Here is a 24,312-nt window from a genome sequence, read left to right as displayed (position 1 = left end):
AGAATTTTTCAAAGGTGTGCAATGTGCACTAACGATTAACCCTAAAAGAGAGTTAAGATGGCTATAACAACGAATTCAAGATTGAAAAGGAGGAAAAAACATGAATTCAAACGAAAGTAAAGTACAGGAAATCTTAAAACAGCGGGGTATTGATACGGCGGCAGTTGATGATGCTACAGAAGCCGATATTCCGGAACCAAGTGAACGTTTTAAAAAATTAATGGAAGTTTATTACACATTAAAGGTATCAGCAGATATGGAAACTCCATACTGGTACAACAGAATCTGGTGGGAGAACGATGGTGACCTTATTGAGGTTAGAAGAGCTAAAGCGGTTGCAGGCGGATATGCTCATACAACACCGACTATCCTTCCTTGGGAAAAACTCGTAATGAACAAATGTAAAAACGTTCGTGGCGCATTCCCATTCCCATGGGTTACAGCAAGTTTCTTCAATGCTCAGGCTGAAGCTCTTATGAACGAAGTTGATGCTCCAGCAGAGAGTTCAGCAGATGCTGTTTCTCAGGTTGGCGCCGGCGGCGGTAACGTAACAGAAAGTTACGGTGAGATCGTTTCTCTTGCTAAGAAGTTTGGTATGAGAAAAGAAGATATTCCTGTACTTGTAAAAGTATCAAAATACTGGGATGGAATTTCAGTAGAAGATATCAGCACAAAATATGGAAAGATGCTTCCTGGATATGATCAGTTCGAGAAAGTTATGGATTCAGTAGTTGTTATGTTCGATTCCTTCGCAATTCCTCAGGGACGTGAAGTTATGAACTACTACCTGCCATTACAGTATGGTTTCGATGGAATCATGGAACTGTGTGATGAGAAGATCGCAGAGTTCATGGGTGAAGCAGGCGATGACGGTGTTCTTGGCATGAGCCGTGGATACTATTACGCAGCAATGAAAGAAGTATGTAAAGGTTTAAGCCAGTGGTGCCAGAACTATGCTGACAAAGCAAAAGATCTTGCAGCACGTGAGCCGGATCCGGAATTCAAGAAGAATTACGAAGAAATCGCAGAGGTTATGGGAAATATCGCTCATAAGGCTCCAGCTACATTCCGTGAAGCTCTTCAGATGACTCTTTGCTTACACTATGGCGTTGTAAACGAAGATCCTCAGTCAGGACAGTCTATCGGACGTCTCGGACAGGTTCTGCAGCCATTCTATGAGAAAGATATCCAGGATGGAGTTGCAACAGATGAAGATATCATCGAACTTCTTGAGTTATACAGAATTAAGATTACATGTATCGAATGTTTCGCATCAGCTGGTGTATCCGGTGGTGTTCTTTCCGGAAATACATTCAACAACCTGTCAATGGGCGGCCTGGGATACGATGGCCTTACAGCAGTTACTCCGTTAGAGTACCTGATCGTTGAAGCGGGTATGAGAGCTCAGACTCCACAGCCTACACTGAGTGTACTGTATGATGAGAAAACTCCTGAAGACTTCCTGATGAAGTGTGCTCGCTGTACAAAACTTGGTATGGGATATCCGGCATGGATGAACAACCAGACAGGTATGAACTTCATGATGAGACAGTATGGACCAGAGGGAATGGGCGTTGTTGAAGCAAGGGCATGGTGCCTTGGCGGATGTCTTGAGTCATCTCCTGGAACATTCTCACCGTTGAACTACAATGGTAAAGTTACGATGGTTCCTGGCGGAGCTTCTCCGACATGTGGAACAGGTATCCACTTTACAGCACTTCCTAAGATTCTCGAGCTCGTGCTGACAAACGGTGTTGATGCAAGAACAGGCAAAGAGGTATTCCCACCTCACAACGAAAAGATTGATTCCTACGAGAAGATGGTAGATCTGTGGTATAAATATTTGGATCTTAGCAATCAGATCGTTAACAAGATTAACAACCTGCAGATGGATATCTGGAGAAAATACAATATGCCGGCAGTAGCTTCTCTGCTTAAGGGCGGCTTCTTCACAAACGGACAGCATATTGGAAACTGTGGAGCAAAATACAACGCAACAATTAACTTTGAGTCTTGCGGAACTATTACATTTATCAATGCGCTTGCTTCTATTAAGAAGAATGTATTTGATGACAAAGCATTCACACTGGAAGAAATGACAGACGCAATGATTAACAACTTCGGCTTCAAGACAGCTTATGAGACAGGCGTATTCTCACCTGACTTCAGAGAGAGTACAGATCAGGCTGAGAAATATGAAAAGATTTTCGCAGCATGTATAAATGCGCCGAAGTATGGCAATGCAGAAAGATATGTAGATGAGCTCTTAGTAGATTACGAAATGCGTATGAAAGAATACATACCTACTATCAGATCTTACTACGGCAAACCGTTGTATATGTGCCAGATTTCTGTATCCACACATGGTCCTCAGGGATTCATTACACTGGCAACAGCAGACGGAAGACTTGCGGGAACAACTTATTCAGACGCATCTGCATCTGCAGCACCAGGAACGGATAAGAATGGTATGTATGCAGTATTTGAATCTGCTACAGTATATGATCATTCTATGTGCCAGAACTCACAGATGAACTTAAAGATTCATCCGACGGCTGTTAAGGGATTAACTGGAACAAGAAAGCTTCTGGATGTTATCCGTGCTTACATGCGTAAGGGTGGATTCCACGTACAGTTCAACATCGTAGGTTCCGATACTCTGAGAGCTGCTCAGAAGAAACCAGAATCTTACCGTGACCTGATGGTTCGTGTTGCTGGATTTACACAGTACTGGTGTGAAATCGGTAAGGCAATTCAGGATGAGGTTATCTTTAGAACAGAATACGACGAAGCATAAAAAAAGAGAGAGATGGAGGTAGAATCATGAAACATAACAACTGTGTAAATTATATAAATCTTGACTGCGAAAAAGGTATGTGTGCACTTTCAAAAGTGATCGTTCCGATCGATGGCGAGGGAAGCGATGCCTGCCCGAAGTTTGAAGCAGCTCCGGCTTGCGGAAACTGCCAGAATTTTGAAAATCCTGATAAATACGGAATCGGAACATGCAAAGGATTCTGCAAAGAAAACTGGGCTTATTCAACATGTGGAGCATTTAGCTGCGAAAACTACAAAAAATAAAAAATAATTAATTAAGGAAGCCATATATGGAAAAGAATGGATTAATTTTCGATATTCAAAGCTATTCCGTGCATGATGGACCGGGCTGCAGGACGAATGTATTTTTCATAGGCTGTCCGCTTGAGTGCAGATGGTGTGCCAATCCGGAAAGCTGGAAAAGAAAAAAACATATAATGTTTGCAGAGAAAGTATGTAAGTATGATAAGGGTTGCAGGGCATGTAGAAATACATGCCCCAAGGACTCTATCAAATTCGATGAGAATGGGAAACCTAGCATAACATGGTCCATTTGTGAAGACTGCGAGAGCTTTGAGTGCATAAGCATATGTCCGAACAATGCCTTGAAACAGTGTGTAAAAGAGTACACAGTAGACGGTCTGATGAAAATATTAAAACGGGATTTTAGTAACTGGGGTTCCGAGGGCGGTGTTACGTTTTCAGGTGGCGATCCGCTTATGCATCACGATTTTCTGTATGATGTGCTGATGGAATGTAAGAAGTCACAGATACATACGGCAATTGAGACGAGCGGCTTTGCAACGGAAGAAAACTTTTTAAAGATATTAACAAATATTAACTTCGCTTTTATTGATGTGAAGAATATGGATGCAGAGGCTCATAAGTGGGGGACGGGCGTCGGAAATGAATTGATTCTTTCTAACATAGAGGCTTTGGTAAAATCCCCATGGAATGGACGTCTGGTACTTCGTCAGCCGACGATCCATGATTATAATGATAGTGATGAAAATGCAATGAAATTGATCGAGTTTATGAAGAGGCTGGATCTTTTTGAAATCAACCTTCTGAAATTCCATCGTATGGGAACCTCGAAATGGGAACAGCTTGGAAAACAGTATGAATACGTAGACCACGGGGATATGACAGATGAAAGAATGAAAGAACTGCAGAGTTTATATCTGGACAATGGAATTGCATGTTATATTGGTGACGACACACCTTTCTAAAGGACACGAATTCACATAAGGAAAATGGAGGGGCAGGAATGTCTAATTCTAAACCAGGAAATATCATAAAACAAAGTATATGTTATATAGGCGGATTATTTATTATTACAATTGGTATCAATATATCCAAGATGTCCAATCTGGGTATCTCTCCGGTAAGTTCTATTCCAAGAGCAACAGAACAGATCTGGGGCTTTACTCTGGGCGTAACAACATTTATTATTTACATCTTTTTGGTATTGGCGCAGCTTTTGATTCTCCGGAAGAATTTCAAAGTTAGAAATGCCCTGGGAATACTGCTGACGTTCGTATTCAGTTGGATGATCGACTTAACCGGTACAGATCCAAAGGCGCTGGGACACCTTATGCTTAATTTCCCAAGACCTCAGAATTATATTATGCAGTTTATCTATATGATTATCAGCGTAATTATTATTGGTATCGGCGTATTTCTCTATCTGCGTCCAAACTGGGTTCCGATGCCTGCAGAAGGACTGGCAGGCGCAATTGCACAGGTTTCAGGAAAGACATTTGGAGATTGTAAGACAATTGTAGATACAAGTATGATCGTTATCGCACTAATTCTTCAGTTAATATTCCTTGGAGGACTGCAGTCTTTCGTTGGGGATGGAGTTGTAGTAAGAGAGGGTACGATCATTGCGGCAATCTTTGTAGGCCAGGTAGTAAAATTCCTGTCCAAACGTTTTGCAAAGTCTATTGAAGGCTGGCTTCATGCAGGTGAAGAAAGAGCTGAAGCAAAGGCTTAAAACGTAAAATTGTATTACAGTATTGAATAAAAAAACAGGAGGATATGTGAATGAAAGCATTATTTACACCGAGTCTTTTGACCGGCAATGAGATGATTGACGCACATCATAAAGAATTATTCAAACGTGCCAACGATTTATTTGAAAGCATTGAAAATGGAGAAAGTACTGAGAAAGTTCAGGAGACCCTGGGATTTCTGGCAGATTATACGACCTACCATTTCAGTGAAGAAGAAAAACTGATGGATGAAGTACAGTTTCCAAAAACCGATGCTCACAAAGAAATGCATGCTGCGCTTGTTGAAGATGTAAAGAATCTTGCAGTAAAACTCGCAGCAGAAGGCCCTACAAAGGAGTTTGAGGAGCAGGTTAATAAGAAAGTCGTTGAATGGTTATATACTCATATTAAAGTGAATGACCAGGAACTGGCAGAGTATAAGAACGTTAGAAGCCAGATGGATAATTTACAGTAATATTTTATAATTTGGTTTCAGTTTTAGCTTATGGATAACAGAGGCGGTGAGATTGGGAGGAATCCGGATTTCATCGCTTTTTTAGAAAGAAGGGGAAATATGGAGATAAAAAAGATACTTGAAAAATCAGACGAACTTTTTGCAAAAGGAAAATCTAAAGAGGCCTGTGATTATCTGGAAAACTCCCTGAAGACGGCCCATTCGGAGAGCGATTGGGCATCACAGCTTACCATACTAAACGAGCTGATGGGATATTACAGAAGTATCAGCCATCTGGATCAGGCATGGGAATATGCTTATGAGGCATTAGAGATTGTTATGCAGCATAAACTAGATGAGACACTGGCAGGAATGACGACTTATCTGAATATAGCAAATATCTACCGTGCGTCCGGGCAGGTAGACAAGGCCATGGAACTTTATCTTCAGGTAGAAAAAGTATATAAGCGGGAAAATTTAGAAGTTGACTATCGTCTTGGCGGTCTTTATAATAATATGTCAGTAGCATCATTGGAGGCAGGCAGACTTCAGGACGCTGTGAAGTATGGTGAACAAGCCGTAAAAGTACTGGAACAGGTACCGAATTCAGCAGACGAACGGGCAACAGTATATGGGAATTTGGCAGGTGCATTTCTCAGGGTGGAACAGCCGGATTTTGAGCGTGTGCAGTCCTATCTGGATCAGGCTGTAGAGCTTTTTGAAAAGGAATGCGATAATAGTCCGCACTACTGCGGCGTGCTTGCCATGAAGGCATATACGGCGTATTTAAGCAAAGATCTGGAAGGCTCTCTTGCAATGTATGAAAAAGCTATGAAAGAGACAAAGAAGCATTATGGGGAAAATTCCGATTATAAACGTCTTGTAGAAAACTACAATGCGATCAGGAGGAAATTGGAAAATGGTACAAAGTAATGGTCTGCAGCTTGAGAAGAAGGGGCTGGAGCTCTCCCAGGAATATTATGAAACGATCGGAAGGCCTGTATTAGAGGAATTATTTCCTGCTTATATGGATAAGATCGCCGTGGGCCTGGTGGGCGAAGGTTCCGAGTGCTTTGGATATGACGATATGATTTCCATGGATCATGATTACGGACCTAGCTTCTGTATTTGGCTGACCAAGAAGGATTATGAAGTAATTGGAGAGGAGATGAGCGAAATATACGACGCGCTTCCCAAGGAGTACGGCGGGATCTCCGCCAAGACTCACCGGACCGAGGCGGAAGGGCGCAGAGGCGTTTTAGAGATTGATAAATTCTACCGGAAATTCCTTGGGGCAAGAGGAGTTCCAGAAAAACTGCCGGACTGGCTGATCATACCGGAACATTATCTGGCAGTGGCAACCAACGGTAAGGTGTTTGAGGATAATCTGGGAGAATTTACGGGTATACGCGAACAGCTGCTGGGATATTATCCGGAAGATATCCGTCTGAAGAAGATAGCGGCCCGCGCGATTACCATGGCGCACTCAGGCCAGTGCAATTACAGCAGGATGATGAGAAGGCACGACACCGTAGCGGCAGTTCTTGCCTTGTCTGAATTTATTCGTGCAGCCATATCCATGGTGTATCTGTTGAACAAAAAATATACCCCTTACTATAAATGGATGTGGAAGGGGATGAAAGGAATGGATAAGCTGACTGAAGTCAGGACAATCCTGAAAAAGCTTGTGGATGTGGGGCCGAACAGAGGCAGCTGGTATACAAACGAATGGAATACCTACCAGATTGAGCTGAACAGGAACGACAAAGTGATCGTTATGATAGAAGACATCTGCGCTCTTGTTATCGAGGAAATGAAGAATCAGGGAATCAGCAACAGCTCATCCGATTACCTGGAAGAACATGCCTATGCAGCAAGGCATCGTATTAAGGACGATACGATACGTTCCCTTCCTGTAATGGCATCATAAGAGAGGATGATATTATGGTAAGCATAGACGATATTATCAAAGAGGAATGGCGTCAGTTTCAGCTTGTGAAAAATGAGGGAGGCCGTGCGGACTGCCAGGATAATTGGCAGGAGTTTTATATTATGCGGAAAAGCCAGTTTATGGCCTGGCCAAAAGAGATTACAGACAGCTATTATATGGATTTGATGAAGGCAAAAGCGAATGGGCGTAATCTGCTGTTTGAAAAATATGCGTTTATGATGAAGGACACTATGCCGGAGCGGTTTGAAGAGCTAAAAAGCGTGCTTCCAAAGATTTCGGAGAAAAAGCGGCGCCTGATCGATCACATTGCGGATATACAGCTCCAATGGGCGGAAGATTTTAAGCGCAGATATCCTGCATATGCGGGACAGGGGCGGCCTACATACACTTCAGAAGAAAATGGGTATACAACTTCTATAGAAACTTATCTCAAAGGTGAATTATCTACCTATGGTGAGAATACTATTATATTATACGCAGCATTTCTGGAAGAATGTGTGCAGAAGGGGCTGAATCTGACAAATGTTGTCAGGAAGAATATGGCAGTCCTGCAGGGATATGGTTCTATAGATGAAGTGGAAAAAGCATTAACTATTGAGAAAAAATTGTGAAAATTAATGAAAAATTAACAGTTAATTAGCAAAAAATGTACAAATTGATAAAAAGTGTGAAAAGTTTACTACCTCTGTTTATGTGAAATAATGTAAAACTACAGTGAAAGGAGAGTGAGCTTATGAAGTTGGAACAAATCGCCATTTATGATTCTATTGAAGGTTACATGGAGCAGATTCCGGTTATTAAGGTAAAAAAAGGTGAGTATATTACGAAACGACGTTCATCCCGGGATGGGACACCGAACAAATATTACATATTAAACGGTCAAATAAGAGTCTGGAACAATGTAGGCAGCAGGAAAATCTGGGTGGATGAAATCGGTGAGGATTGGTTTGCCGGCGATTTGAGCGACGTATATGAAGAATATTTGAATTGTGAGTCATGGGCTGTAAAAGATACGATGTTACTGGAATTTAACGATGAGATATTTGAAAAGTTGTTAAATGACGTCCGATTTGCCAAGGCATTCTATTATAAGATGAGCCAAAGGGTTTATCATATGTACAAACGTATGCTTATGAACAGCATGTACAGCCAGAAAGAGATATTAGCAAGCTACATTCTTTCAAATTCTAAAAAAGACAGAATGGTCTGTCCAAATATGAACGCGCTGTGCGAGTTTTTAGGCTTTAGCAGGAGGAGCCTGTATAACACATTGAATGATCTGATAAAAGACGGAACTTTAGAGAAAGATGATAATTACATATATATTAAGGACAGGGAAGCATTGGAGGATCAGGGGAAACACGTCATAGAGTACATGCTTTAGAAGAGGGGATTAAAAACTTGGATAATCACAGCATGATCAAGAATACTATGATCTATGAACATATTAAAGATTATTTACCGGTAATTCCAATATTAGAGTTAAAGAAGGGGGAATATTTATTCAGGGCTGAACGAAAAACTGGCAATTTGTTCTATATTTTTGACGGGCTTATTAAAGTAGAAAACATCTCATATAATGGCAAAAAGCTGATTGTTGATATATTGGATGCGGACAACTTTGTGGGACCCATCAGCAGTATTCATAATGCGGATTTTCAATGCTCCGGTGTGGCGGAGACAAATGCAAAAGTGCTGGTATTGAAAAAGTCTCTTATGGATGAGTTGATGCAGAATGATGAGTTTTTAGTGATGTTTTACCAGAAAACAAGTAAGCGTGTCTATGTGATGTATAAAAATATTCTCGCGAGAAGCCTTTTCGGCGAGAATGAAATCCTGGCACATTATATATTGAAGCATTCCAGCGGCGATATTTTTAAGTATAAAAGTATCTATAATATCTGTGAAAATCTGGGGATTAGCAGAAGAGGAATATATAATATTCTATACCGTTTTGAAGAGAGTGGATGTATAGAAAAACTAGACTCAGGATATCGGATCATGGACAGGGCATATCTGGAAAATGTGGCCGATCAGATGATAAAATATATGAAGAACAGTGAGGATGAGGCGTAGCTGAGAGATTATTTCAAAATAATAAAAAGGAAAGATATACGATAAATTTTGCGGTTAAATGTCCGTACAGCTATAAACTTTTGCTGTACGGACATTTTTGCACAATTCTAATCCATAGAGCGGATCAAATTCACCATTTCGATTGCTCCCTGCGCACATTCGAATCCCTTATTGCCAGCCTTTGTACCTGCACGTTCTATCGCCTGTTCGATTGTATCAGTTGTAAGAACACCAAACATGACGGGAATATCGCTGGCCAGGCTTGCATGTGCGATGCCCTTTGAAACCTCGCTGCATACATAATCATAATGGCTGGTGCTTCCCCGGATGACTGCCCCTAAACAAATTATGGCGTCATACCGTTTACTTTTGGCCATTTTTGAGGCGATCAGGGGAATCTCAAAAGCGCCAGGCACCCATGCAATTTCTATATCGTTTTCTTTTACATTTTCGCGTCTTAATCCATCGATTGCTCCGGCCAGCAGCCTGGATGTAATAAACTCGTTGAATCTTGCCGCTACAATGCCTACTTTAATATTTTCAGAAACTAACTTTCCTTCATATGTTTTTATGTTATTTATGCCCATATGATTTTCCCTCCTCGATGTTTAATGTGTGTCCCATACGTGTTTGCTTTGTCTTTAAATAGAACCGGTCATATTCGGTTGCCTCGATTTCTATCGGAAGCTGCTTCGTAATGGATATTCCGTAATCCTCAAGCTGATATACTTTATCCGGATTGTTTGTCAGCAGATTTAGGGATTTAATACCTAAATCGCGCAGAATCTGTGCCCCGGTATAATATTCTCTAAGATCTCCCTGGAATCCTAATGCAAGGTTGGCATCTATGGTATCTAATCCATTCTCCTGTAATTGATATGCCTTCATTTTATTAACTAGGCCGATTCCCCGTCCTTCCTGCCGCATATACAGTAGCACGCCGGTTCCTTTTTCCGCAATCATTCTCATTGCCTGATCCAATTGCTGCCCGCAGTCGCAGCGCAGCGAGCCAAATACATCACCAGTCAGGCACTCTGAATGAACACGGCATAATATGTCATTTCCGCTTGATATATCGCCCATTACCAGGGCCATATGGTGTTCCCTGGTTAACTTGTTGACATAACAGTAAGCGGTGAAATCCCCATATTTTGTGGGCATACTTGTAACGGAGACACATTCTACCAAAACTTCTTTTGTTTTTCTATACTCCTGTAATTCTTTAATTGTAATGTATGGCAGACTGTATTTTTCCGCGAACTTTTTCAACTCAGAAGTTCTCATCATCTCCCCGTTGTCTCTCATGATTTCGCAGCAAAGCCCGCATTCTTTCAAACCAGCCAGACGCATAAGGTCAACAGTTGCCTCTGTGTGTCCGTTTCTCGCTAAAATTCCGCCCTCTTTTGCTATTAGAGGAAACATATGGCCGGGACGGCGGAAATCTGCTGCAGAGGCATGCTCTGATACACACATGCGGGCAGTAAAACCTCTTTCCCCGGCGGAAATGCCGGTGGTGGTATCTTTGTGGTCAATGGATACTGTGAAAGCAGTATCGTGGTTATCTGAATTTTTCTCAACCATAGGGGGCAGCATAAGCCGCTCTGCAATTTCTCTGCTCATTGGCATGCAAATTAATCCCTTTGCAAAGCTCGCCATAAAGTTAACATTTTCTGTTGTTGCGTACTCGGCTGCACATATAAGATCGCCCTCATTTTCTCTGTCTTCATCGTCCATGACGAGAATTAATTTTCCTGCCTGTAATGTTTCGACCGCTTTTTTTATTGAATCCAGCTTCATTTTGAATGCCCTCCTAATATCCATTTTTAAGTAGAAACTCTTTTGTTATCATAGATGTATCTTCTTTGCCCAGAAGCTTCTCCACATATTTACCGATACAGTTATTCTCAAGATTGACGGTATCGCCGTTCCTTTTTGTGATTAGTGCTGTATGTGCCAGAGTATGGGGGATCACAGAGACACGAAAACTGTTTCCGGATACCGCTGCAACCGTAAGACTGATCCCGTCTATCGCAATAGAACCTTTTTCAATAATGTACCGCGCGATTTTATCGGTTGTCTGAATTGTGTACCATACAGCAATCGTATCCTTTTGAATTTTAGAAATAGTCCCTGTGCCGTCAATATGGCCTGTAACGATATGTCCGCCAAACCGCCCGCCTGCCGGCATTGCTCTTTCCAGATTAACGGGACTTCCCTGCTTCAGGCCGGAGAGGGCCGTCCTGCTTAGCGTTTCGTGCATGACATCTGCGGTAAACGAGGATGCCTCATGAGCAGCGGCAGTCAGGCAGATGCCGTTCACAGCGATACTGTCTCCGGTTTTGATATCTTCCAGGATTGTTTTTGCATAGATAATCAATCGGACAGAATTCCCCTTTTTATGTATACCGGAAATATTCCCAACTTCCTCTATGATTCCAGTGAACATGGATATATCACCTCACTTTCGATAAGAAAATCATCCCCGATCTGAGAAACAGAAGACGTTTTTAGCTGAAAAGCTTCGTTCGGAAAAGCAACGCCGTTTCCACCCACAGGAGTGCTGGCTGCACCGCCGAAAAGTTTGGGGGCGATATAAATCTCTGTCTCATCCACGATCTTTTGGTCTAAGGCGCTCCAGTTTAAAGTACTGCCGCCCTCTAAGAGAACACTGTCAATATTTCGGCTGCCCAGGTCAGCCATAAGGTCTGTAAGGTCTATATGGCCGTCTATTTCCTTCACGTCTATCAGTGCGCAGTTTTTTTCCAGGTATTGTCTCCGTTTCCCTTCATCTTTGCTGCTGGTAGCCAGAAAGGTTGTGACGGAACCGGCTGTCTGGACAACATTTGATTCCAGGGGAGTCCGCAGGTGTGTGTCACAAATGATCCGGGCCGGACTCCTGCCATTTTCCAGACGGCAGGTTAACGATGGATTATCATATATGACCGTATTCACGCCCACCATAATTGCTGAAAAAGCATGCCTTGTCTGATGCACCCGCTGTCTGGCCTCCTTGCCGGTTATCCATTTTGAGCGTTTGGTGTAAGTGGCGATTTTTCCATCCATTGTCATAGCGTATTTCATTAGGACAAAGGGATTTTTTGTTGTTATGAATTTGCGGAATACCTTTATCAGTTTTCTGCAGTCTTCTTCCAGAACGCCAACCTCAACCTGGATCTGATTGTTTTGTAAGATCTCAACACTTTTTCCTGCCATGACCGGATTGGGATCCAGCGTGCCGATCACCACTTTTGCTATTCCACTGCGGATTATGGCCTCGGTGCAGGGGGGAGTTTTCCCGTAGTGGCAGCAGGGCTCCAGGGTTACGTACAGGACGGCCCCTTCCGGAGAATCCGTACAGTTACGAAGGGCATTTCTTTCAGCATGCGGCCCCCCGAAGTATTCATGCCAGCCCTGCCCGATCACCTTGCCGTTCTTTACAATAACAGCCCCGACCATTGGATTCGGATTCACGAACCCACAGCCCTTTTTTGCAAGCGCCAATGCGGATTGCATGTGTTTTAAATTATCCATATCATCACCTCCGAAAAAAATAAATGCCTTGAATAAAATCTATCCAAGACATTTAAAAAGGTAATTTATGCGATCTAAACAAAAAACTCTGAAATGATAGAATCATCTCAGAGTATATAAAAAGCATGTTTACTTTTCATCTTCTTTTATCCAGACTTTACTGTCGGCTTCGGAGTTGCACCGAATCATACCTTGCGGCTCGTGGGCTGTACCACCGGTAGGGAATTGCACCCTGCCCTGAAGATAGTTTGTTATTCAATTAAATTTATTATAGTGGGGCAGGTACGAACTGTCAATATAGTTTATGGAATTTAGAGGAAATAGGGTATTCCAATTTATCGTATGATGATTCCAAAATTGAATAAGCAGTAATGCCGAGAAGAAATAAAAAAATTGCACAGTAATGAGGGGAAAATATGATTGCATTCATTCCCGCCAGGGAGTACAATATAAGAATAATGATCTCATAGGAGATAGATACAAGGAAGATACAGAGCAAAGCTCTTTTTTGCGAGTTTCTGCCTTAACAGGCGGACGGCGTTGGAAGTTTTAGGGGGGCTGCCATAGCCGGGAGAATGATGATTACGCAGAGGTATGAGACCTATAGAGAATTGCAGTGAATTTGCGGGAGGAATAATTAGAATGAAAGCAAAAGAGTACAAAAGAATGCTGGCAGTTGTCTTGTCGGCAGGAATGATGGCTGTACAGCCGGCATCCGTTATGGCAGCCGACACAGGCCTGAACGATCCGTTACAGCAGGAAGCAGGAGCGGGACAGGACGGCGCGCGTTCGGAAGACACAGAACAGCCAAACGACACAGAACAGCCAAACGACACAGAACAGCCCGAAGAGATCCGCCAGGCAGCGGCAGTTGACGGAAGTGAAACCATGGTAGATATCTCGGAAGAAGTTCTCAAAATGCTGGAGGATGGCTCCGTTTACCAGGATGAGGAGACGAAGTTTTTATACGACAGCAAGACAGGGCAGAAGGTAGATCCGGTTACGGGAGAGCGGGTGGAAGAAAAGCCCGGGGAGAATCCAGGCGGTGACGTTTCTGATCAGCCGGGGGATAATACGCCGGACAAGCCAGGTGACAGCACACCGGAGAAACCAGGGGATAATACGACCGATAAACCGGGTGAGAATACACCGGACAAGCCGGGTAATGATGGCGAAGACGGAAAAGACAACGGGGATAAAGAAGAGAATGGCAGCACATCCGACAATGGAAATACCGGGGGCAGTCAGAATGGATCAGACCAGGAGAATGGAGATACACAGAAACCATCCGATTCCGGAGAAACTGGCGGCCAAGAAGGGAGTGAAGGCAAGCAGCCCGAAGATGCCAAGGAGTCACCTGCTGCGCAGGAGCATTCTACAAATCAAGCGTTAATTGCCGGCCAGCAGATTATTAAACTTCCCGAGATAAAGAAGGACTTCAGGTTCTGGACGGTGGCAAGAAGGTATGCCTTTGCAAAAGCTAAGTTATCCGTGCGTGAAGAGATGACAGAGGATGCAAGAGCCGTTGGCTCTTTGAACACAAACGGACTTCTGTATGTACTTCAGGAAGAGGAAGACGGCTGGCTGTATGTGGAATCAGGCACGGTTCGCGGTTTTGTGAAAGCGGATGAGGTTCTGCGCGGAGAGGATGCACAGAAGCTTTTAACAAAGTATCAGGACAGGGCGAAGAAAAAGGCCGAGAGAACAAAGACAAAGTATACCGGAATAGAAAGCGTGGTTTCTGTTGCGAAGGAGCTGATTTCCCAGAGTGAGAACAATGCGTTTTTACATACACATTCAACGGTGAACAGGACCGTTATTGACAAGAAGTATGCACTGACAACCATCGGACTGCTCAACGTTAGAGAAGGCAAAGATACGAATACCCGGATTGTAGGGACGCTGAAGGCAGACAGCCTGTGCTATGTGCTTGCAGATGAGAATGAAGAGTGGGTTTATATTGAATCCGGCGATGTGAGAGGATTTGTAAATAAAAAGTATCTTAAGACAGGGAATGAAGTGAATAGGACTGTGGAGGAGAAGGGAGAAGAGAACTTCCCGACTGCCAGCGAGATTATTGAACCGGAAAAGAACAAGGCCTGTTATTACACATTGACTTCAGTAAAATCAGGGGTTCCCGGCAGCAGTGTCAGACAGTCTGTTTTAGAGTTTGCCTCACAGTTTATCGGCAATCCTTATGTCTGGGGCGGAACCAGCCTGACAGAAGGTGCAGACTGCTCCGGGTTCGTACAGAGTATTTATAAGGAATACGGATACAGCCTGCCGAGAGTGGCGGAGGATCAGGCACAGTATGGAACCAAGATTGCCGTGGAGGATGCACAGCCAGGAGATCTGATATTCTATGCAAAGAACGGTTATATTCATCATGTCGTGATCTATGCGGGAGACGGAAAAACTGTTGAGGCCATGGGATCAGATTATGGAATCGTCCAGGGGAATGTGGATACATCCGAGGCAGTGTGGGCGGTTAAAGTCCTGGATGACAGTGTGGGCGGCGGTTTTGCCAGCAGTATTGGCGAAGTGAATGCCACAGACGATATGTATGGAGAGTATCTGGGAGATTACCAGCTGACTTATTATTGTTCCTGTGAGATATGCTGTGACGTGGAGACCGGTATTACAGCAACGGGAACTCCGGTTGTGGAAGGACAGACGATTGCGGTAGATCCGAGCGTGATTCCTTATGGAACTCAGGTTATTATTGGGGGACATGTATTCACTGCGGAGGACTGCGGAGGCGCGGTGAAAGGGAACCATATTGATATTTATGTCAATGACCATGACAGGGCTCTTAGTATGGGCGTGAATCAGGCGGATGTGTATTTGGTGAAATAAAGGATGCCTAAGGGGATCTTATCATTTTTTCTGCGGGTGAGAGAGATAAAAACCTGCTCCCAGCCGGGCAGACAGATTAGTATTTTAATTGATCTGTCTTCCAGACTGGGAGTATTTTGGGTTTGTTGAAGATAGCATAAAAAATTTAATAAAAATTTTCTTGAATTAACACTCATACCGTGTTAAATTAAATGCATTCGGAGGAATAATGACCGGGTGCATTTCAAACATTCTTTATATCTAATCATAATGAAGAATTTCATTCTTTTGGACAAATTCGTCCTAATATTCAATGTTTGAAAAAAGAATAAAGGCGTATACAGGCAGAAACAGGTGGTGCTTATGGGCTGAATAGAAATTACGAGAATATAATGTTATTTTTATACAGAAAAATCAGACCAGGAGATAAAATATGGGAAAAAGTGATGTATATATGAAACGCTGGCTTTCTAATAAAGAGCGATTTGCCGATTTGATAAACGGCTCGCTGTTTCATGGAAAGCAGATTTTTTCGGGGGATAGTCTGCGGGCTGAAGACAAAGAGCAGAGAATAATGATTCGAAAATCAGACGGTAAAGAGATTGCAGTCCAAAGATACCGGGACATCATAATGACAACGGAGAATCAAACTAGGATTGTCGTGTTGGCATGTGAAAACCAGGAGGAAATCCACTATGCAATGCCTGTGCGCACAATGTTGTATGATGCCTTGAGTTATGCGGACCAAGTGAATGAAATAAGGAAAATGAGGAGAAAAGACAGGACCTTTGAAAGCCCTGCGGAATTTCTTTCGGGGCTGAATCGAACAGATTTATTGACACCTGTCATAACGGTAATCTTTTATTATGGTGAAAAAGAATGGGATGCAAACAGGGAATTACATGGACTGCTTGGGATAGACAGAGAAGAATATCAGTTACTGAAAAGATATGTGCCTAATTACAAAATTAATCTGATTGATCCAAGAAAGCTGGACGGGCTAATGTGTTTTCAAACTGATTTACAGATCGTTTTCGGAATGCTAAAATATAGAAAAAGCAAGGAAGAGTTGCTTAATTTTGTGGAAAAGAATCTGAAGTATTTTAAAAATATAGAAGAGGATTCTTACAATGCACTGAGGGTATTGCTTGGTTCAGAGGGCAGTTTAAAAGAGATGGAAGAAAAAACAGGAGGGATAGATATGTGTAAGGCATTGGATGACTTATATCAGGATGGTGTAAAAAAAGGAGTAGAACAAGGGATACAACAAGGAGTAGAACAGGGGATACATCAAGGAATTAAAGCGTTTATCGCAGATTATCGAGAAGAAGGCTTTAGCGACGAAAAGATAAGAATTAAGCTGGTAAAGAGGTTCTTAATAACCCCTGAACAAGCTTTGGATTACTGCAAAATGATATCTTAGAGGGCATATAGGGTATCTCTCTGGCAACATCTGATCATACATACCAATTATATACCGATTCTTATAAAGTTTTCTTTTACAAGAAAAATCGCTACCAAATCTTAAGTATTCCGAATAGAATTCTCCTTCAGCAAGAAAACTAATTCCAAGATGTAGTCGTACTCTGTGAAATAACCAAACGTGGATTGCAACATTCGCCGTAACAGTTCAGGCCTGCCTGAACTGTTACTATTCGTCTCACAATGTAAGAATCTGTATATTGCTAACAACGATATGTTGTGGTAATATGTTTTACATGGCACAATAGATTGTATAAGTGTGTGAAAATATTTGGTGTGAAAGGCTTGGAAATTCTATGAAGATTTATAAGAGAGATGCAGCTCTGGCTGTGTATGACCCGGAGAAAATTAAAAATGCGATAGGGCGTGCCTTTTCCAGTGTGGGCAGTTCTATTGAAGAATCAGAAAGCAACAGGCTTCTGAATAGAATTGAGTCGAAGTTTCCGGTCGATGTAAATGCAGGAGAACGGCCCATATCGGTGGAGGAAATTCAGGATTTTGTTGAACGGACTCTGATGGAGGAGAATTATTACAGGGAACTGAAGAGCTATATCCTGTACCGGGAGGGGAGGGCGAGACGAAGGATATCCCGCCAGCGGATTGCGGCAGAACTAGAAAGTATTCCCGGAGTTACAGGCGTATTGGCCGGCATTCAGAAGGAATTTATTCAGGAGGAATACGAGCTGGAGCAGCTGAATGCCAGATTTCAGGCGCTTTTAAGCCATGGGCTGACGGATCTGGAAAAGCTGGCTGTACTCGTAAAAGCATGTGCGGAGCTGACGACACAGGAGGCGCCAAAGTGGGAGATGATTGCTGCCAGGATCAGAATGCTCAGTTTTGATCTTCAGCTGGACAGGCAGATGCAGGCATTTCATATTCACAGCTTTTATGAAAAAATATGCTGGCTTACGGAACAGGGGCTTTATGGAAAATATATATTAGAAAATTATTCCCAGGAAGAGATCGGGGAGTTTGAGACATGGCTTTGTAAGAAAAGGAATGATCTGTTTACATTTTCCAGTCTGGAGCTGCTGCTTGGGAGATATACCATCTGCAGCAGGACGGGGGAACCGCTGGAGGCACCCCAGGAAATGTTCATGGGAATTGCAATGCATCTGGCGATGAAAGAGAAGAAAGACAGAAGCATCTGGGTCAGGCGTTTCTATGATATGCTCAGTACGCTTAAAGTGACGATGGCAACGCCGACGCTTTCTAATGCGAGAAAGCCGTACCACCAGTTGTCCTCCTGTTTTATTGACACAGTGCCGGACAGTCTGGATGGAATTTACCGCAGTATTGATAACTTTGCTAAGGTTAGTAAATACGGCGGAGGGATGGGCATGTATTTTGGCAAAGTCCGGGCAAGCGGAAGCTCTATCCGCGGATTTGAGGGCGCTGCAGGCGGTGTGATCCGCTGGATACGGCTCGCTAATGATACGGCTGTGGCGGTGGACCAGCTTGGGGTCCGGCAAGGGGCCGTGGCGGTTTATCTGGATGTGTGGCACAGAGACCTGCCGGAATTTTTAAATCTGAGGACAAATAACGGCGATGAACGGATGAAGGCTCACGATGTATTTCCAGCAGTCTGCTATCCGGATTATTTCTGGAAGCAGGTACGGGATCATATAGACAGTGACTGGTATCTTATGTGCCCCCATGAGATACTGACTATTAAAGGATATGCCCTGGAAGATGCTTTTGGGGAGGAATGGGAGGAAAAGTACCTGGACTGTGTGCGGGATGAACGGATCCGCAAGCGGGTCATACCGATAAAAGATGTGCTTCGGCTGATTATCCGCAGTGCAGTGGAGACCGGGACGCCCTTTGCTTTCAACCGGGATACGGTGAACAGAGCCAACCCAAACCGGCATAAAGGTATGATTTACTGCAGCAACCTATGTACGGAGATCGCCCAGAATATGAGCGCGATAGAGCTGGAAGAGCAGCGGACCGAGGAAGTAGACGGTGAGACCGTTGTCGTGACGGTGACAAAACCAGGCGAGTTTGTAGTGTGCAATCTTGCCAGCCTGTCATTGGGGCATATACAGGTGGAGAACTATGAGGAATTGTCTTACATTACCGAGAGCGCTGTACGTGCTTTGGATAACGTGATTGACCTGAATTTCTTTCCAGTGCCCTATGCCCGGATTAATAATCTCAGATATCGTCCGATCGGTCTCGGCGTCAGCGGATACCAGCATATGCTTGCAAAGCATGGGATTCGCTGGGAAAGCCAGGAACATCTGGATTTTGCAGAAAAGGTTTTTGCGGATATTCACTATGCTGCATTAGAGGCCAGCAGTAATATTGCAAAGGAAAAAGGCAGCTACGCCTATTTTGAGGGAAGTGAGTGGCAGACAGGGGCGTATTTCCGGCAGAGAAATCTGATAGATGAAAGGTGGAAGAAGCTTGCAGACAGGGTGGCGGCACAGGGACTGAGAAACGGCTATCTTCTGGCAGCGGCACCGACCAGCAGTACCAGCATTATAGCCGGGACGACGGCAGGTCTGGATCCTGTGATGAACCGTTATTTTCTGGAGGAGAAGAAAAACGGGCTGATGCCGAGAGTTGCACCAGAACTTTCGATGGAGACATTCTGGTATTATAAAAATGCACATTTAATAGACCAGTCCTGGTCTGTGCGGGCCTGCGGCATCCGGCAGAGGCATATTGACCAGGCACAGAGTATGAACCTTTATATTACGAATGAGTACACCTTCCGCGGAGTTTTGAATCTGTATCTGCAGGCATGGGAAGAAGGGGTGAAGACGATTTACTATATTCGCTCCAGAAGCCTTGAAGTTGAGGAATGTGAGGTTTGCTCTTCTTAAGAACAATGTTGAAATCAGGAGGCTGACATGTCAGAACTAGTTAAGAAACCACTCTTTAATCCGGAGGGAGATATCGAAGTTACAAAACGAAAAATGATTGGGGGAAATACTACCAATCTGAATGATTTTAATCATATGAAGTATAATTGGGTCAGCGACTGGTACCGCCAGGCTATGAATAATTTCTGGGTGCCGGAGGAAATCAATCTGAGCGTTGACATCAAGGATTATAAAATGCTTCCTGCTGCAGAGCGCAGGGCTTATGATAAGATCCTGTCCTTCCTGATATTCCTGGACAGTATCCAGACTGCGAATCTGCCGAATATCGGAGAATACATTACTGCAAATGAGGTGAACCTGTGTCTGTCTATCCAGACATTTCAGGAGGCGGTGCACAGCCAGAGCTATAGTTATATGCTGGACACGATCTGTGAACCGCAGGAACGCAATGCCGTACTCTATCAGTGGAAGGAAGACCGGCATCTGCTGGAAAGAAATGAATTCATCGGAAAACTTTATAATGCATTTCAGGAGGAAAAAAGCCCGGAAATGCTGGCATGTACCCTAATTGCCAATTATATTCTGGAAGGGGTGTATTTCTACAGCGGGTTTATGTTCTTTTATAATCTTGGCAGGAACAGGAGGATGCCAGGATCTGTGCAGGAGATCCGATATATTAACCGGGATGAGAACACCCATCTGTGGCTGTTCCGTAGTATTTTGATGGAACTGAAAAAAGAGGAGCCATGGCTGTTTACTCCGGAGAGAACAAAAATTTACCGTAGTATGATCCAGGAGGGCTGCGAGCAGGAGATCCGCTGGGGGCATTATGTGATCGGGGATGATATACAGGGGCTGAACCGGGATATGATCACGGATTATATCCAGTATCTGGGGAACCTGCGGTGTAGAGGTCTGGAGCTGGATCCTATTTACGAAGGGCATGAGAAAGAACCGCAAAGCATGGCCTGGGTCAGTCAGTTTTCGAATGCTAATATGATAAAGACTGACTTCTTCGAGGCTCGGAGCACGGCTTATGCTAAGAGCAGCGCGCTTGTGGATGATCTTTAGGAGGGGCGCCTGTATGGAGTGTGCCTTCTGCCGCAGTCCGGGAAACTTCCCGGGCTACGGCAGGAGGCACATTCCATACAGGCTTGGTGCATCCAGGCGGAAGAACTTTATGCGGCGAGAGCTGACGGAGGCAGCGGATGGTGATGGAAATGGGGTGTGTTTTGGGCTGGAACAGGGGGTCTAAAATAGCAGGAGGCCGAAGTAGGTTACTGTGTTGGGGCCGTTTATGTAGCGGACTTTGGCTGTCCTGGAGAGGTGCTGGACGTTGATTCCGAAGCCTTCTACAGCGGGGGTGAGGGTTCCGGGCATGCGGCAGGGGGCGTCGGGGTATGTGCAGGTCTCGCAGTGGATACAACCTTCGTTGGAGAGCAGAAGGTAGGGGAAGCTGCTGCCAAGGAGTCCGCGCAGTCTTGCGGATACTTGTTCGAATTCTTTGTGGCCTTCCTGCATTCCTTCCACATCGAAGGAATCTTCCAGGTCGTATTTTCCGGTGAATACCATGCCGTTTTCAAATGCCAGACACCGTGCTTTGCATTCGCTGACGGTGCCTACGGCAGGGGGACAGGCCCAGGATTTTCCGTATTGGCCGCAGCCGTTTGACTGGCAGATTCTGCGGACTTCTTCCTGAAACAGGATGTCGGTGGTTGATATGAAACCATATTGGTAGATACCGATTTCTTTTAACTGGGACTCTCCCGGTATGTGGCAAAATGTTTTTTCTTCTGACATGATTGGTGATTCCTTTCAATTAACTTTTATTGACCCGGCAGTATGTGAATATGGCCGGATGTTACATTTTTGACAGTAGCGCTGTTGTAATAACTGTGCCTGTGGTAATTTATTCACCGGTCATTCCCTTATAAATCAGTTCCAGATACCTGACTGCCCGGTCCATCCCTAGATTGCTTATGTTCAGGATCATATCATGAGAACTGACAGCATCCCATTCATTTCCGGTATATGTCTCATAGTAATAACGGCGTTCTCTGTCAATCTTTTTCATCTTATCGGCGGCCTTCCGTTCAGTCAGTCCGTAGAGTTCCATGGTTCTCTTTACCCTGTATGCCTTGTCGGCACAGATGAAAACATTCAGGCATTCCGCCTGTTCCCGCAGCACATAATCCGCACATCTTCCAATAAATACAGCCGGTCCCTTTTGTGCCAGTTCGCGAATCAAATTACACTGTACATAGAACATTTTGTCAGTCAAAGGCTGTTGGTAATCTACTCGTCCAACATAGTCCATCATAGTTCCCGGCGGGTATGCGTATGTTGTTAAAAATCCGTTCAATGCAGTTTCATCCACGGAATTAGCCCTCTCTTCGCTGATGCCTATTTTTTCTGCTGCAAGTTCAACAAGATTTTTATCATATAATGGTAAATTCAACCGCTCCGCAAGCCGCGCACCTATTTCGCGCCCGCCACTTCCAAATTCCCTGCCTATCGTGATCATTACATTCTTTGACATAGTCTACAGCTCCTTTCTCTTATTTTAGGTTCGTCCTTTCTATCTACTTTTATTATACTTAATTTATTAGATAACAACAAGATGAATTTAAAGACTGCGAGAGGGGGCCACTGCTGCTCATACCTTTAGGATGTGTACAGTAACTGCGGGAGGATGACTGCACCTACCTCTTTATTTCGGCTCCTCCTTTCATAAGTCTAATCTTGTCTTTTGCTTCCGAATACAGTATGATTTATATATCATATATTTTTTCTGGCAATCGTACATAAAGCATAATTGCAGAGGAGCAGCAGGAATGGGAAGAGCGCGGAGAAAACGGAAGTTCGGTACAACTGAAAAACGGATGCTTACAGGCTGTTCTATGCTGGCAGTGAGCGCGGTTCTTACTGTACTCTCAGGGCAGTCCCCGGGGATGGCTGAATGGTATTCTACCCACATCTATCCGGTGATTGTGTCTGTGGTGGGGCGGGTTTCCGGATTATTCTCCTGTTCACTGGCTGAATTGTGCTTGTACGTTCTGGTGCTTTTGACAGTGGGTTCCCTGATCCATGCGGTTGTGGAAGCAGCCAGAAGCGGAAGCGGGGGCGCTGTCATGCTGCGGTGGGCTTCCGGCCTGTTTTTGACGGTCTCTGTTCTTATGCTTCTATACGTTGCAAACTGCGGCATTAATTACAGGCGGGGTTCATTCTCTGAAAAATCGGGCATTGAGACGGCTGCATATACGGTGGAAGACCTCAAACAGACCTGCCTGTGGCTGACTGAGGAAGTAAATGCAAGGGCCGGACAGGTGGAACGGGACGAGAACGGGGTGATGCTGCTGGAGAGTGCGGAGGAAAAAGATGCGGTGAAAGCCATGAAAGCGCTGGGCAGCCAGTATCCCGCGCTTGAGGGATATTACCCAAGACCGAAAGGGCTTCTCGTATCAGAGATTCTTTCCTATCAGGGGCTGACCGGTGTTTATGTTCCATTTACGGTAGAGGCGAATTATAACAAAGACATGACTGCTTACAATATACCGTTTACGGCCTGCCATGAACTGTCACACCTGCGTGGATTTATGCAGGAGGAAGAAGCCAACTTTATCGCATTTCTTGCGTGTAAAGATGCCGAACGAGGGGACTTTCAGTATAGCGGATACCTTATGGGCTGGATCTATAGTATGAATGCACTGCGACGTGCTGATGCAGAAGCATGGCAGGCGGTAAGGACGGCGCTCGATAAGAGTGTAGAGGCCGACCTCCAGGCTAACAGCCGGTTCTGGGCAAAGTATGACGGGGCAGTGGCGGAAGTGTCAAATAAAGTGAACGATACATATCTCAAGGCAAACGGTCAGGAAGACGGAGTAGAAAGCTATGACCGGATGGTGGACTTAATTGTGGGGTACTGGATGAAGTAGAATTTCTACTGGCGGTGAAGGTGTTTTTCAGGTCTGCGCAGCAAATGCGCAGACCCATCTGAACTGTTATAGTTTATAAAGAAAAATTGTTCAAAAGGCTTGATTTTTGAGGCGAGTTATGATAATATAGACAACGGTCACTGTAAAAGCGGTGGCACTTATAGAATAGATAATGGCTCCTTGGTCAAGCGGTTAAGACATCGCCCTTTCACGGCGGTAACACGGGTTCGATTCCCGTAGGAGTCATACTAAGGCGCAGTAGCCAAGCGGTAAGGCGTGGGTCTGCAACACCCTGATCACCGGTTCAAATCCGGTCTGTGCCTCTGGAAAAAGCCCGGAAATTCAAGATTTCCGAGGCTTTTTTGTTTTCCGGCAAAGAAAGACCTACCGGACGGGATGCATTCCG

22 protein-coding genes, 2 tRNA genes and 1 riboswitch are annotated in these 24,312 nt (G+C 44.2%); of the genes, 18 read left to right on the top strand and 6 right to left on the bottom strand.

Features of this window, described 5'->3' with window-relative positions; genetic code table 11:
- Positions 1-100: 100 nt before the first annotated feature.
- From hpdB to ARB69_RS08810, 10 genes are all read left to right on the top strand, one after another.
- Complete coding sequence (gene hpdB / locus ARB69_RS08855; protein WP_055152682.1) at positions 101-2,797, top strand: 4-hydroxyphenylacetate decarboxylase large subunit; 2,697 nt, start codon at positions 101-103, stop codon at positions 2,795-2,797.
- A gap of 26 nt (positions 2,798-2,823) precedes the next feature.
- Positions 2,824-3,081: a 4-hydroxyphenylacetate decarboxylase small subunit gene (hpdC, locus tag ARB69_RS08850; protein ID WP_050640828.1), complete on the top strand. Its 258-nt coding sequence runs from the start codon at positions 2,824-2,826 to the stop codon at positions 3,079-3,081.
- 26 nt (positions 3,082-3,107) lie between these two features.
- Entirely contained in the window at positions 3,108-4,046 is a 939-nt protein-coding gene (hpdA, locus tag ARB69_RS08845) for a 4-hydroxyphenylacetate decarboxylase activase (protein ID WP_055152680.1), read from the top strand.
- A 38-nt stretch (positions 4,047-4,084) separates the two neighbouring features.
- On the top strand, positions 4,085-4,813 hold the full coding sequence (locus ARB69_RS08840; RefSeq protein WP_055152678.1) for a YczE/YyaS/YitT family protein: 729 nt from the start codon (positions 4,085-4,087) through the stop codon (positions 4,811-4,813).
- Positions 4,814-4,863: 50 nt separating this feature from the next.
- Positions 4,864-5,286 carry a bacteriohemerythrin gene (locus tag ARB69_RS08835; RefSeq protein WP_055152676.1) on the top strand — a complete coding sequence of 141 codons (423 nt, stop codon included), beginning with the start codon at positions 4,864-4,866 and terminating at the stop codon, positions 5,284-5,286.
- 99 nt (positions 5,287-5,385) lie between these two features.
- Positions 5,386-6,198: a tetratricopeptide repeat protein gene (locus tag ARB69_RS08830; protein ID WP_055152674.1), complete on the top strand. Its 813-nt coding sequence runs from the start codon at positions 5,386-5,388 to the stop codon at positions 6,196-6,198.
- Complete coding sequence (locus ARB69_RS08825) at positions 6,185-7,195, top strand: DUF4037 domain-containing protein (protein WP_025655712.1); 1,011 nt, start codon at positions 6,185-6,187, stop codon at positions 7,193-7,195. The genes ARB69_RS08830 and ARB69_RS08825 overlap by 14 nt, the downstream gene beginning before the upstream one ends.
- A gap of 14 nt (positions 7,196-7,209) precedes the next feature.
- Positions 7,210-7,827, top strand: a complete 618-nt coding sequence (locus ARB69_RS08820; protein WP_055152672.1) for a DUF4125 family protein — start codon at positions 7,210-7,212, stop codon at positions 7,825-7,827.
- A gap of 122 nt (positions 7,828-7,949) precedes the next feature.
- Complete coding sequence (locus ARB69_RS08815) at positions 7,950-8,600, top strand: Crp/Fnr family transcriptional regulator (RefSeq protein WP_025655714.1); 651 nt, start codon at positions 7,950-7,952, stop codon at positions 8,598-8,600.
- 17 nt (positions 8,601-8,617) lie between these two features.
- The gene (locus tag ARB69_RS08810) at positions 8,618-9,292 is read left to right on the top strand and encodes a Crp/Fnr family transcriptional regulator (RefSeq protein WP_055152670.1); all 675 of its coding nucleotides are present in this window, start codon (positions 8,618-8,620) and stop codon (positions 9,290-9,292) included.
- Between the two features lie 107 nt (positions 9,293-9,399).
- Here the strand turns inward: ARB69_RS08810 and ribE are convergent, their stop codons facing one another.
- The 4 genes from ribE to ribD are packed head-to-tail and all read right to left on the bottom strand — an operon-like array spanning position 9,400 to position 12,823.
- Positions 9,400-9,864 (bottom strand): 6,7-dimethyl-8-ribityllumazine synthase, encoded by a 465-nt coding sequence (gene ribE, locus ARB69_RS08805; protein ID WP_055152712.1) that lies wholly within the window; start codon positions 9,862-9,864, stop codon positions 9,400-9,402.
- Position 9,865: 1 nt separating this feature from the next.
- Positions 9,866-11,089: a bifunctional 3,4-dihydroxy-2-butanone-4-phosphate synthase/GTP cyclohydrolase II gene (locus ARB69_RS08800; RefSeq protein WP_025655716.1), complete on the bottom strand. Its 1,224-nt coding sequence runs from the start codon at positions 11,087-11,089 to the stop codon at positions 9,866-9,868.
- Between the two features lie 13 nt (positions 11,090-11,102).
- Positions 11,103-11,738, bottom strand: a complete 636-nt coding sequence (locus ARB69_RS08795; RefSeq protein WP_055152668.1) for a riboflavin synthase — start codon at positions 11,736-11,738, stop codon at positions 11,103-11,105.
- Entirely contained in the window at positions 11,720-12,823 is a 1,104-nt protein-coding gene (gene ribD / locus ARB69_RS08790) for a bifunctional diaminohydroxyphosphoribosylaminopyrimidine deaminase/5-amino-6-(5-phosphoribosylamino)uracil reductase RibD (RefSeq protein ID WP_055152666.1), read from the bottom strand. The genes ARB69_RS08795 and ribD overlap by 19 nt, the downstream gene beginning before the upstream one ends.
- A 134-nt stretch (positions 12,824-12,957) precedes the next feature.
- Positions 12,958-13,072: riboswitch (FMN riboswitch) on the bottom strand.
- A gap of 393 nt (positions 13,073-13,465) precedes the next feature.
- On the opposite strand from ribD, the gene ARB69_RS08785 reads away from it, so the two are divergent.
- From ARB69_RS08785 to ARB69_RS26670, 5 genes are all read left to right on the top strand, one after another.
- Positions 13,466-15,679 (top strand): NlpC/P60 family protein, encoded by a 2,214-nt coding sequence (locus ARB69_RS08785; protein WP_055152664.1) that lies wholly within the window; start codon positions 13,466-13,468, stop codon positions 15,677-15,679.
- Positions 15,680-16,091: 412 nt separating this feature from the next.
- Positions 16,092-17,081 (top strand): Rpn family recombination-promoting nuclease/putative transposase, encoded by a 990-nt coding sequence (locus ARB69_RS08780; RefSeq protein ID WP_050640815.1) that lies wholly within the window; start codon positions 16,092-16,094, stop codon positions 17,079-17,081.
- Between the two features lie 355 nt (positions 17,082-17,436).
- Positions 17,437-19,971, top strand: a complete 2,535-nt coding sequence (locus tag ARB69_RS08775) for a ribonucleoside-diphosphate reductase subunit alpha (protein ID WP_055152662.1) — start codon at positions 17,437-17,439, stop codon at positions 19,969-19,971.
- A 27-nt stretch (positions 19,972-19,998) separates the two neighbouring features.
- Positions 19,999-21,042, top strand: coding sequence for a ribonucleotide-diphosphate reductase subunit beta (locus ARB69_RS08770; protein WP_055152660.1), 1,044 nt, complete (start codon positions 19,999-20,001; stop codon positions 21,040-21,042).
- 13 nt (positions 21,043-21,055) lie between these two features.
- On the top strand, positions 21,056-21,226 hold the full coding sequence (locus tag ARB69_RS26670) for a hypothetical protein (protein ID WP_154253362.1): 171 nt from the start codon (positions 21,056-21,058) through the stop codon (positions 21,224-21,226).
- Here ARB69_RS26670 and ARB69_RS08765 read toward each other — a convergent pair.
- Both ARB69_RS08765 and ARB69_RS08760 read right to left on the bottom strand, forming a co-directional pair.
- Positions 21,223-21,771: a DUF2284 domain-containing protein gene (locus ARB69_RS08765; RefSeq protein WP_055152658.1), complete on the bottom strand. Its 549-nt coding sequence runs from the start codon at positions 21,769-21,771 to the stop codon at positions 21,223-21,225. The genes ARB69_RS26670 and ARB69_RS08765 overlap by 4 nt on opposite strands.
- Positions 21,772-21,880: 109 nt before the next feature.
- On the bottom strand, positions 21,881-22,510 hold the full coding sequence (locus tag ARB69_RS08760) for an AAA family ATPase (protein WP_055152656.1): 630 nt from the start codon (positions 22,508-22,510) through the stop codon (positions 21,881-21,883).
- A gap of 295 nt (positions 22,511-22,805) precedes the next feature.
- Here ARB69_RS08760 and ARB69_RS08755 point away from each other — a divergent pair, with 295 nt between their 5' ends.
- The 3 genes from ARB69_RS08755 to ARB69_RS08745 all read left to right on the top strand — a co-directional run bounded on the left by ARB69_RS08755 (position 22,806) and on the right by ARB69_RS08745 (position 24,229).
- Positions 22,806-23,906: a DUF3810 domain-containing protein gene (locus ARB69_RS08755; protein ID WP_055152654.1), complete on the top strand. Its 1,101-nt coding sequence runs from the start codon at positions 22,806-22,808 to the stop codon at positions 23,904-23,906.
- 174 nt (positions 23,907-24,080) lie between these two features.
- Positions 24,081-24,152 (top strand) — tRNA-Glu (locus tag ARB69_RS08750).
- A 6-nt stretch (positions 24,153-24,158) separates the two neighbouring features.
- Positions 24,159-24,229 (top strand) — tRNA-Cys (locus tag ARB69_RS08745).
- Positions 24,230-24,312 lie beyond the last annotated feature (83 nt).

It is taken from the genome of Faecalicatena contorta (assembly GCF_001404335.1).
GTDB classification, from domain to species: Bacteria; Bacillota; Clostridia; order Lachnospirales; family Lachnospiraceae; genus Faecalicatena; species Faecalicatena contortus_B.
Note: the sequence above shows the minus strand (reverse complement) of the source record. Positions and strands in the feature narration are given on the sequence as shown.

What these genes read in the sequence shown, in the direction of transcription:
- hpdB (WP_055152682.1), top strand. Translation starts at nt 101, where the DNA reads ATGAATTCAAACGAAAGTAAAGTACAGGAAATCTTAAAACAGCGGGGT.
- hpdC (WP_050640828.1), top strand. Translation starts at nt 2,824, where the DNA reads ATGAAACATAACAACTGTGTAAATTATATAAATCTTGACTGCGAAAAA.
- hpdA (WP_055152680.1), top strand. Translation starts at nt 3,108, where the DNA reads ATGGAAAAGAATGGATTAATTTTCGATATTCAAAGCTATTCCGTGCAT.
- ARB69_RS08840 (WP_055152678.1), top strand. Translation starts at nt 4,085, where the DNA reads ATGTCTAATTCTAAACCAGGAAATATCATAAAACAAAGTATATGTTAT.
- ARB69_RS08835 (WP_055152676.1), top strand. Translation starts at nt 4,864, where the DNA reads ATGAAAGCATTATTTACACCGAGTCTTTTGACCGGCAATGAGATGATT.
- ARB69_RS08830 (WP_055152674.1), top strand. Translation starts at nt 5,386, where the DNA reads ATGGAGATAAAAAAGATACTTGAAAAATCAGACGAACTTTTTGCAAAA.
- ARB69_RS08825 (WP_025655712.1), top strand. Translation starts at nt 6,185, where the DNA reads ATGGTACAAAGTAATGGTCTGCAGCTTGAGAAGAAGGGGCTGGAGCTC.
- ARB69_RS08820 (WP_055152672.1), top strand. Translation starts at nt 7,210, where the DNA reads ATGGTAAGCATAGACGATATTATCAAAGAGGAATGGCGTCAGTTTCAG.
- ARB69_RS08815 (WP_025655714.1), top strand. Translation starts at nt 7,950, where the DNA reads ATGAAGTTGGAACAAATCGCCATTTATGATTCTATTGAAGGTTACATG.
- ARB69_RS08800 (WP_025655716.1), bottom strand. Translation starts at nt 11,089, where the DNA reads ATGAAGCTGGATTCAATAAAAAAAGCGGTCGAAACATTACAGGCAGGA.
- ARB69_RS08795 (WP_055152668.1), bottom strand. Translation starts at nt 11,738, where the DNA reads ATGTTCACTGGAATCATAGAGGAAGTTGGGAATATTTCCGGTATACAT.
- ribD (WP_055152666.1), bottom strand. Translation starts at nt 12,823, where the DNA reads ATGGATAATTTAAAACACATGCAATCCGCATTGGCGCTTGCAAAAAAG.
- ARB69_RS08785 (WP_055152664.1), top strand. Translation starts at nt 13,466, where the DNA reads ATGAAAGCAAAAGAGTACAAAAGAATGCTGGCAGTTGTCTTGTCGGCA.
- ARB69_RS08780 (WP_050640815.1), top strand. Translation starts at nt 16,092, where the DNA reads ATGGGAAAAAGTGATGTATATATGAAACGCTGGCTTTCTAATAAAGAG.
- ARB69_RS08775 (WP_055152662.1), top strand. Translation starts at nt 17,437, where the DNA reads ATGAAGATTTATAAGAGAGATGCAGCTCTGGCTGTGTATGACCCGGAG.
- ARB69_RS08770 (WP_055152660.1), top strand. Translation starts at nt 19,999, where the DNA reads ATGTCAGAACTAGTTAAGAAACCACTCTTTAATCCGGAGGGAGATATC.
- ARB69_RS26670 (WP_154253362.1), top strand. Translation starts at nt 21,056, where the DNA reads ATGGAGTGTGCCTTCTGCCGCAGTCCGGGAAACTTCCCGGGCTACGGC.
- ARB69_RS08765 (WP_055152658.1), bottom strand. Translation starts at nt 21,771, where the DNA reads ATGTCAGAAGAAAAAACATTTTGCCACATACCGGGAGAGTCCCAGTTA.
- ARB69_RS08760 (WP_055152656.1), bottom strand. Translation starts at nt 22,510, where the DNA reads ATGTCAAAGAATGTAATGATCACGATAGGCAGGGAATTTGGAAGTGGC.
- ARB69_RS08755 (WP_055152654.1), top strand. Translation starts at nt 22,806, where the DNA reads ATGGGAAGAGCGCGGAGAAAACGGAAGTTCGGTACAACTGAAAAACGG.